Raw genomic sequence first — 9,083 nt, forward strand, 5'->3', positions numbered from 1 at the left:
AAATCCTTATCTGGCAAGAGACTTAATTGATTAGTTCGCTCTAGATAAGAAATAATTGACAAAAATCGCTAAATGCCTTTCTATATAAGGGTTCCATCCCTTATAACCCCCGTCCATTGCATAACACAAACCGAAGAGCCATATTCTCCTGGGACAATTCTTGGGGGACGCAGACCCAATGTTCTCTGGCTCCCAGGTCAATTCCCGCCGCCTTGGCATTGATGATATTTAACTTCTGGTCACTACTTTGGGTTTTTGGGGACTTGTTTCGGGATTTGGTCATGGCTTTGTTGGCTCCGAGTTATGATCGGGGAAGTACCCTGGTTCTAGGAAGGGTTTTTTACTTGATTCTCGACCACGGGTTCACGAGTTAATCCTCGTCTCGGCAATTCTTTTTTCCTCTTTCCTAGGGACCTTTGCTGATAATCGGGTCTAATGACACCATTGTTACTCCGGTTTGAGTTCAGGATACTTCCAGATTTATAAGATCAGGGCTTCCCCCTAGTTTCTCTTTTTCTTTTTAGGGCGCTTTGCGTCCTTCAGGAGCTAATAACTGATAACTGATGCTTACTCCCTTTGATTCCCCCAGATCTTTACATTGGCAGCAAAGCTTGCGATCACCAATTATTCGTCAATTGGAGATATTTAGCTTTACAACGCAGTTTTTGACTTTTTTGCTCTGGGATCGTTTAACGGGGGCTAATAGGGGCAAAAAACGGCAAAGGAGAGCGAAATGGTTAGTAGATCGCCTCATGAATTTAGGACCAACTTTTATTAAAATTGGACAATCTTTATCGACGCGAGCAGATTTAATTCCGCTCGAATATATCGAACAATTAACCCAATTACAGGATCGAGTTCCCGAATTTAATAGTCAAGAAGCGATCCGAGTTATCGAAACAGAATTAGGACAACCCCTAGATAATTTATTTGCAAGTTTTAGCGTTTCTCCCCTCGCTTGTGCCAGTTTAGGACAAGTGCATCGAGCGCAGTTATTAAGTGGGGAAGAGGTGGTTATTAAGGTACAAAGACCGAATCTAGAAGGACTATTTAATCTCGATTTTGAATTGTTGCATCGTCTCACCCGTTGGTTAAATGTTTTCCCCGTAGTGAAAAAATATAATTTAGAAGCTATCTATCAAGAATTCTTTGAGCTACTCTTTCAAGAAATCGATTATATTCATGAGGGGAAAAATGCTGATCGCTTTCGGGAAAATTTTAAGAATTATCCCCAGGTAAAAGTCCCTTTAGTTTACTGGCAATATACCACTCGCAAGGTATTAACTTTGGAGTATGTGCCGGGGATTAAAGTTGATGATCGAGAGACTTTAATAGCTAATAATATTAACGTCGATGGTATTATTCAACTGGGGATCTGTTCCTATCTCAAACAACTATTACAGGATGGTTTTTTCCAATCAGACCCCCATCCAGGTAATATGGCAGTTAGTCAGGAAGGGGAGTTAATTTTCTACGATTTCGGCACGATGTTCGAGTTAAAGTCCGTCGCTAAAGATCAAATGATCGAAACCTTTTTCGCTATCTTGAGAAAGGATACAGAAACAATCTTAAAAACTTTGATGTATATGGGGTTAATTGAACCCGTTAGAGATCTACAACCCATACGAAATATCGTGCAGTTTCTTTTAGATGAATTTCGCGATAAACCGGTAGATGTGAGGGTCTTTGAACAAATTAGCGATCAAGTGTATTTAATGTTTAAACAGCAACCTTTTCGCTTACCTCCCCAAATGACTTTTATTATTAAATCTGTCACCACTTTGGATGGAATTGCCCGCTCTTTAGATCCCCAGTATAATTTATTAGCAGCTAGTCAACCTTTTGTGAAAAGTCTAGCAGTATCAGGAGGAACTACCAACACCATGCTTATCCTAGCTAATCAAGCGCGCACTTTTCTTAAACAACAATGGCAAAAAGGTAATAAAAACGAGAGAATACTCCGTCAATTAGAGGAAAAAATCGAGCGAGGAAATTTAGTTTTTCAAGTTAAGTCACGGGAAAATGAACGACTTCTGAAAAGAATTTATCTGGGAATTAAAGTATTAATTAATGTCTGTCTATTGGGATTTAGCCTTATATCAGCCATATTTTTATTAGACACTAACTATAGCAAACTAGCCATTATTCCCTTCAGTTTAGCGGGTTTATTTGGTTTATTTTTTCTGCGTTCTTCCATGGACTTATTGATTCAGGAAAGATTAGATAAAATGTTAGATAAGTAAATAATTATCATCTTTAATTAGTAGATGGCTTTTGTTATCGGCAACAAAAATTAAAGTTTGACAGGCTGTCTGTTGACAAGATTTTCCAGAAGTTATCATAATGAAAATGTTTTCATTGCACCCAGCAGCAAGAGGACAAGAAAATGTTGTTAAAATCTTTAGCCCTTGGTTCCCTTGTCGGATTATCCTTAGTTACATCTATCCCAGTCTTGGCTAATCCTTCCCTTTCTCCAGTACAAACTAACGAAGCAATAATCGCTGTCGGTCAACAAAAATCCGATTTATTTGTTAATTTAACCACCGATGATCCTTGGCGAGCTGCAATGGCCATTGGTGTCGCCACCAATATGTTGAAAAAAGGTCACTCAACCACTATTTTTTTGAATATTACAGGGGTACACTTGGCTGCGAAGACAATTCCTCAACACACTAACGGTATCACCGGTAAAACCCTGCAAGCAATGTTAGTAGATTTCATCAGTCAAGGGGGAAAAGTCTTAATTTGTCCCTCCTGTATGAAACAAGCAGCAATAAAACCCGAAGATCTAATTGCCGGTGTGGTGACAAGTTCCCCCGATTCCCTAGAAGCAAATTTATTTAACGAAACGGTTAAAGTAATTAGCTGGTAAATCTAGCATTTTCTAGAGAATCTAGAGACCTTAACAATAAGGTCTCTATTATTAGTAGATTTATTTTTGCTTAAAAGAGCGGCCGCTCTTGACTCAGTCGTTATACCATTTTTCTTGGTTCGTGGACCGCCCTCCCAGAAAGCTAATCTGTTGACTATCTAGGGTTTGCTGAATATTACTGGAAGCCTACTAGAAAACGGTTTTGGCACTTTTTTAGTCAAAAAAGTGCCAGAGACAAACGTTGAGAAATCGATACGAGGGACTCATACTAAATCCGTTGAGTATAGGCTACATATCAGGACAGGCACTCATGCACTCTTGCAATAGGCAAGAGGAGCAATAAATAATCAGTCTTTAATAACCGGATTTAGTATCCTATCTTGATTCGGCAACGCTGGCACTCAAATTAATATCCGTAACCATAGATAAAAAACTATATAAATCTAACTAATCATTTACTTTAGTAATTGGTATTTTACAAATCGCTGAAAGCAAGTCACCATAGGAATTAAGCAAATGCAGTTCCGAATCAAATCCTGTGGGAGATAGAAATTATGGTTGCTTTAATCACCCCAAAACCCGCTAAAACCAGCCGTTTAACCACACAAATCCAAGAAATCGCCGAAAATACTTTTACCTTGCGCTGTTTGGATTGGGATCGCGATCGTTTTGATATCGAATTTAGTTTAGAAAACGGTACCACTTATAACTCTTTTGTTATTCAAGGGGAAAAAACCGCCCTAATTGACACATCTCACCGCAAATTCGATCGCCTTTATCTGGATGAATTAACTAAACTAATCAACATCAATCATCTTGATTATTTAATTATCAGTCACACCGAACCCGACCACAGTGGTTTAGTCAAAGAGGTTTTGGAATTAGTCCCAGAAGTTACCGTGGTGGGGGCAAAAGTTGCCATGCAATTCCTCGAAAACATGGTACACAGACCCTTTAAACAGTTAATAGTTAAAAGTGGTGATACTTTAGATTTAGGTAATGGTCATGTCTTAGAATTTGTTGCAGCCCCTAATCTTCATTGGCCCGATACTATCTTCACTTTTGATGCTAAAACTGCCACCCTTTTTACCTGTGATGCCTTCGGAATGCACTTTTGTGATGATCAAACCTACGATCGAGAAAAAGACCTGCTAGAAGCCGATTTTCAAACCTATTATGACTGTCTGATGCGACCGAATGCTCGTTCAGTTTTAGGGGCAATTAAAAGAATCGAGAAATTTGAGATTAATCTCATTGCCACTGGTCACGGTCCCCTATTAAAACACCATATTTCTGATTGGGTGGGACGCTATCAAACTTGGAGTCAAGAACAAACTTCTGCCGATACTTTAGTGGCTATATTCTTTACCCAAGATTACGGACAAAGCGAACATTTAGCCACTATGATTAGTCAGGGTCTGACTAAAACTGATGTGGTGACAGAATTAGTCGATATGAATAATGCTGATCCCCACGAAGTCAGAGAATTAATCAATCAGTCTAAAGGAGTTGTCATCGGAATGCCTCCCCAATCTTCCCTGACTAACCAGACGATTTTAAGCACGATTCTTGCTGCAGTTAATGGCAAACAAGCTGTAGGATTATTTGAGTCAGGAGGTGGGGAAGATGAACCAATTTTTCCCTTAAGAAATAAATTACAGGAAATGGTCGCAATCGAAGCTTTTCCTCCTCTTTTAGTTAAAGACAATCCCAATCAATCCCTCGATTTTATTGCCGATGAAGCAGGAACCGACCTCGGCCAATGGTTAAGCCGAGAAAAAACGATTAAACAAATTAAATCGATTAACAACGACTTAGAAAGAGCTTTAGGCCGTATTAGTACCGGATTGTATCTAATTACTTCCCAAAAAGCCGATTTATCTAGTGCCATGATTGCCTCTTGGGTGACACAAGCAAGTTTAAATCCTTTAGGTGTGGCGATTGCAGTGGCCAAAGATCGGGCAATGGTATCCTTTTTACAGCCTAGCGATACCTTTGTTTTAAATGTTTTAGCTGAGGATAATTACCAGAAATTAATGAAACATTTCCTCAAGCGTTTCTCTCCCGGTGCCAATCGTTTTGAAGGCATTAAAACCTATACTGCCAATAATGGATCACCAATTTTAGCCGATGCCTTAGCTTACATAGAATGTGAAGTAACCAGTCGTTTAGATTGCGGCGATCATTGGGTAGTTTATTGTACCGTTAATACCGGACGAGTTGCCCGTTTAGATACCTTAACTGCTGTCCATCATCGCAAAGTTGGCAACCATTATTAACAGTTATCAGTTATCAGTTATCAGTTATCAGTTCACCGATTACTGGTTACTGCTCACTGCTCACTGAAAAATCCCCCCAACAGCTAACACCCAATTCTATCAATCTTAGGAGAAATAAAATGTACGAACCAATTAAAAACCCTTCCCCAATGATGGTGCGAGTAGTGCAAGTCTTAGAAATGATTCAAGATTTAATTGTCATTTCTCTCTGTATCGGTTTATTTAGCTTCATGGTGTTAGAAGTCAGAGAAATGTTTATGTCTCTGCTGCCACCGATTCAATTTCGGATTATTACCGCCGATATTTTATTCCTCTTAATTCTAGTAGAATTGTTCCGATTGTTGATTATTTATTTGCAAGAAAAACGAGTTTCTATCGGTGTTGCCGTGGAAGTTTCTATCGTCTCGGTTTTGCGAGAATTAATTGTTAGAGGAGTCCTAGAAACTAATTGGACACAAGTATTAGCTGCCTGTGCTTTTCTAATAGTTCTCGGTACATTAATGGTGTTAAGAGTTTGGCTTCCTCCCACCTTTGAAGGTATCGATCCTGAACAAAAAGTTTCTGAACGTTATCGTCAACATTTAGTTAAAGAATTAACTGAAATAAACAGCAAAATTTAGTCAGTTATCAGTTATCAGTTATCAGTTATCAGTTATCAGTTAGAAGGGGATAGGAAAATGGGGGAATAGGGTAATGGGGAGATAGAGTAATTTCAACTAAAACTCTAAAACCTCACTCCCCCCACACCCCACACCCCACACCCCACACCCCACACCCCACACCCCACACCCAACACCCAACTTAACAATTATGACCACTAATACCTTAATTCCCAATCCTGCTATTAATAATCGCTCCCGCGATGTTCAAACCGCAGAAATTGCCGATAAAACTTGGGTTTTTCGCTCCCGTACTTGGGACAGATTAAAATTTGAAATAGAATATGCTCGTCAACGGGGAACCACCGCTAATTCCTATCTTATCTGTGGCGATAAAACCGCCTTAATCGATCCCCCTGGAGAATCCTTCACCGAAATTTATTTAGAAGAAATTCGTCAATATATCTCCTTACATCGTCTCGATTATCTGATTCTCAGTCACGTTAATCCCAACCGTATCGTCACTTTAAAGGCCTTATTAGCCGCCACCCATCAAATCACCATCCTCTGTTCTAAATCTGCCGTCAATACCCTTAAAAATGCCTTTCCCGATGCCCAAATTTTGGGCATACGAAGCGATGAAATCCTTGATTTAGGGCAAGGTCATCAACTAAGTTTTATTAATGTCCCTACGCACCGCTGGCCTGATGGTATCTGCACTTTTGACCAAAAAAACCAAATTTTATACAGCGATAAATTCTTTAGTGTACATCTGTGCAGTGACGATCTTTGGGATAAAAATTGGAAAGAATTAGATGTGGATCGTCGTTATTATTTTGATTGTCTCCATGCCGTGCAATCCAAAGCGGTAGAAACAGCCCTCGACAAAATTAAAGAATTTCCCGCCCAATATTATGCACCCGCCCACGGTCCGATAATTCGTTATAGTCTTAGTCGTCTTGCCCACGATTATCGTTATTGGTGTCAAGAACAAAAAACTCGACCTCTACAAGTGGCTTTATTATATGCTTCTGCCTACGGAAATACTGCCACCCTGGCCCGCTCGATCGAACGAGGATTATTAGAAAATGATCTGGCCGTAGAATCAATAAATTGTGAGTTTGCCACCCCCGCCGAAATTAGTCAAGCGATCGAAAATTGTGACGGATTTATTATCGGTTCTCCCACCTTAGCCGGTCACGCTCCTACCCAGATCCAAACCGCTTTAGGAATCGTTCTTTCCACGGCAGCAAAAACTAAATTAGCCGGGGTTTTTGGTTCCTACGGTTGGAGTGGGGAAGCTGTAGATTTAATTGAAACTAAACTCAAAGATGCTAATTATCGCCTCGGTTTTGAATCCTTGCGCGTGCGTTTTAGCCCCACAGAAAGCAGTTTACAAGCAGGTTATTTAGCCGGAGAAACCTTCGCCAGGGCCTTGAAAAAAACCAAAAAATTGCGGGTTCCCCAACAGGGAATGACCGAAACACAAATTGATCGCACTGCCCAGGCCGTTGGCCGGATCGTCGGTTCCCTTTCTGTTCTCACCACTCGTCAGGGCGAGGATCATGCTGGTTTCTTGACCTCTTGGGTATCCCAAGCCAGTTTTAACCCCCCGGGGCTAATTATCGCCGTTGCCGACGAACAAGCCGCCGACCGTCTAATTAACTCGGGAACCGCCTTTACCTTGAATATTCTCAAGGAAGGGCGCAATTTACGCCGCCATTTTTCCAATCGCATCAAATCTGGCGGTGATGTCTTTACGGGATTAGAAACCCAAGTCGGGGAAAATGGCTGTCTGATTTTAAGCGAAAGTCTCGCCTATCTAGAGTGTACGGTGAAAGAGCGACAACTCTGCGGCGATCGCTGGTTAGTCTATGCTACCGTCGAGCGGGGTCAAGTTTTGGATAGTAACGGTGTCACCGCCATCGGTCATCGTAAATCCGGTAGTCAGTATTAAAACTGGACTAGCGGGGCAAAGTTCCTGACTTTCCCCGTGTAATCAGCCTAGATTTCTGGGAAAGATAGGTTATGTTATTATCCAAGGTTGTCCGACCGGGCCATTTTGTCTTTGTTTCCCTATGAAAAAATTGCCGCTAATACTGTCGGTGGGGAGTGTCGCTTTATTGTTGGTGGGATGTCCAGCTTCTAACCAAGCTAATCAATCCCCACCACCCAGCCAAGAAACCCCCACCCCCTCTCCCAGTCCCCCGGCTGCCCAACCACCCGCCTTTAGCGGCGCTGTACAACCAGCTACCGAACCAACCCCCCTAAGGGTAGCGGGATTGATTCCTGCTACCGATCCTGACCAAAAACGGGCGGAAATTAATCGCGGTCGCAGGGATCCCTTTGCTCCCTTTCCCCTACAACCAAATATTACGATTACAGCGGCGGAAAAACCCCCAGCTGGGACTCCAGCGGCCACTGGCGCACCTGTACCCGGAGGTAATCGTCCCGCAGCCGCACCTGCACCCGGAGGTAATCGTGCCACTCCCAGAGGACCGATAGTTAAAGCGCCGCCGCCACCACCGCAACCGACGGAAGCGGAAGAAGTGCAAGTATCGGGCATCGTCCAGTTACCTACCACTCCTATGGCGATCGTGAAAGCCCCCGGAGAAGCCACGGAACGTCGAGTTATTCCGGGTTCTACTCTCTCTAATGGTTTAATTTTAGTTAAAGCGATCGATACTAATCCCGATAATCCCTATATTGTCCTAGAACAATACGGTCGAACTATTACCCGTCGTTTAGGGGATGGTGTACCCGAACCGGCCGCACCGCAAGCCTCGATCAGTTATAATATTCCCGAATCAGGAGAATAAAACCCGTGCGATCGATTGCTATTCAACAAAAACAAACCATTATTTATCCGCAAATGCCCTTGGCTATCTATCGAGAATTAGCCAGCCATTTACAACAGGTTCAGGGTGTGGAAACCCATCTCACTCCCCAGCAGTTCCAACAATTCGATTATCATCAAAGTCAGATCGGTAGTCTAGAAATTAACTATACCGAGACTTTTCAGGAAAGCGATCGCACTCTAGTCACGGCAATTCTCGATTATTATGCCCAACGTCACGGCTCCTATCAGCTTTCCTAAGCTTTCTCTCCTCACCTTTTCCCCGATTACCGACTTTCTTCTTAAAAACTAAAAGTATTTTATAGGATTTATCTTAATGCTGGGGATGATGCCAAGTCTTCTCACACTTCATCTATTAAGGGTAGGGTTGATTCATGAATCAACCCTACTATGAATCAACCCTACTATGAATCAACCCTACTATGAATCAACCCTACTATGAATCAACCCTACTATGAATCAACCCTACTATGAAT

General features: G+C 41.8%; 8 protein-coding genes. 7 read left to right on the forward strand and 1 reads right to left on the reverse strand.

Annotation, left to right across the window (positions count from 1 at the left end):
- Positions 1-100: 100 nt before the first annotated feature.
- Positions 101-283, reverse strand: coding sequence for a hypothetical protein (locus O9290_RS27985; RefSeq protein WP_002763293.1), 183 nt, complete (start codon positions 281-283; stop codon positions 101-103).
- A gap of 280 nt (positions 284-563) precedes the next feature.
- On the opposite strand from O9290_RS27985, the gene O9290_RS27990 reads away from it, so the two are divergent.
- From O9290_RS27990 to O9290_RS28020, 7 genes are all read left to right on the forward strand, one after another.
- Positions 564-2,243: an ABC1 kinase family protein gene (locus O9290_RS27990; RefSeq protein ID WP_288059621.1), complete on the forward strand. Its 1,680-nt coding sequence runs from the start codon at positions 564-566 to the stop codon at positions 2,241-2,243.
- A 143-nt stretch (positions 2,244-2,386) separates the two neighbouring features.
- Positions 2,387-2,872: a DsrE family protein gene (locus tag O9290_RS27995; protein WP_002763295.1), complete on the forward strand. Its 486-nt coding sequence runs from the start codon at positions 2,387-2,389 to the stop codon at positions 2,870-2,872.
- A 554-nt stretch (positions 2,873-3,426) separates the two neighbouring features.
- On the forward strand, positions 3,427-5,151 hold the full coding sequence (locus O9290_RS28000; protein WP_288059620.1) for a diflavin flavoprotein: 1,725 nt from the start codon (positions 3,427-3,429) through the stop codon (positions 5,149-5,151).
- Between the two features lie 119 nt (positions 5,152-5,270).
- Positions 5,271-5,771, forward strand: coding sequence for a phosphate-starvation-inducible PsiE family protein (locus O9290_RS28005; RefSeq protein ID WP_002763297.1), 501 nt, complete (start codon positions 5,271-5,273; stop codon positions 5,769-5,771).
- A gap of 190 nt (positions 5,772-5,961) precedes the next feature.
- Entirely contained in the window at positions 5,962-7,707 is a 1,746-nt protein-coding gene (locus tag O9290_RS28010) for a diflavin flavoprotein (protein WP_288058071.1), read from the forward strand.
- Between the two features lie 121 nt (positions 7,708-7,828).
- The gene (locus O9290_RS28015; RefSeq protein WP_002763299.1) at positions 7,829-8,569 is read left to right on the forward strand and encodes a hypothetical protein; all 741 of its coding nucleotides are present in this window, start codon (positions 7,829-7,831) and stop codon (positions 8,567-8,569) included.
- Positions 8,570-8,574: 5 nt separating this feature from the next.
- The gene (locus tag O9290_RS28020; protein WP_002763300.1) at positions 8,575-8,847 is read left to right on the forward strand and encodes a hypothetical protein; all 273 of its coding nucleotides are present in this window, start codon (positions 8,575-8,577) and stop codon (positions 8,845-8,847) included.
- Positions 8,848-9,083: the final 236 nt, after the last annotated feature.

Source organism: Microcystis sp. LE19-41.2A (assembly GCF_027530405.1).
Lineage (GTDB): Bacteria > Cyanobacteriota > Cyanobacteriia > Cyanobacteriales > Microcystaceae > Microcystis > Microcystis aeruginosa.

What these genes read in the sequence shown, in the direction of transcription:
- O9290_RS27985 (WP_002763293.1), bottom strand. Translation starts at nt 283, where the DNA reads ATGACCAAATCCCGAAACAAGTCCCCAAAAACCCAAAGTAGTGACCAG.
- O9290_RS27990 (WP_288059621.1), top strand. Translation starts at nt 564, where the DNA reads ATGCTTACTCCCTTTGATTCCCCCAGATCTTTACATTGGCAGCAAAGC.
- O9290_RS27995 (WP_002763295.1), top strand. Translation starts at nt 2,387, where the DNA reads ATGTTGTTAAAATCTTTAGCCCTTGGTTCCCTTGTCGGATTATCCTTA.
- O9290_RS28000 (WP_288059620.1), top strand. Translation starts at nt 3,427, where the DNA reads ATGGTTGCTTTAATCACCCCAAAACCCGCTAAAACCAGCCGTTTAACC.
- O9290_RS28005 (WP_002763297.1), top strand. Translation starts at nt 5,271, where the DNA reads ATGTACGAACCAATTAAAAACCCTTCCCCAATGATGGTGCGAGTAGTG.
- O9290_RS28010 (WP_288058071.1), top strand. Translation starts at nt 5,962, where the DNA reads ATGACCACTAATACCTTAATTCCCAATCCTGCTATTAATAATCGCTCC.
- O9290_RS28015 (WP_002763299.1), top strand. Translation starts at nt 7,829, where the DNA reads ATGAAAAAATTGCCGCTAATACTGTCGGTGGGGAGTGTCGCTTTATTG.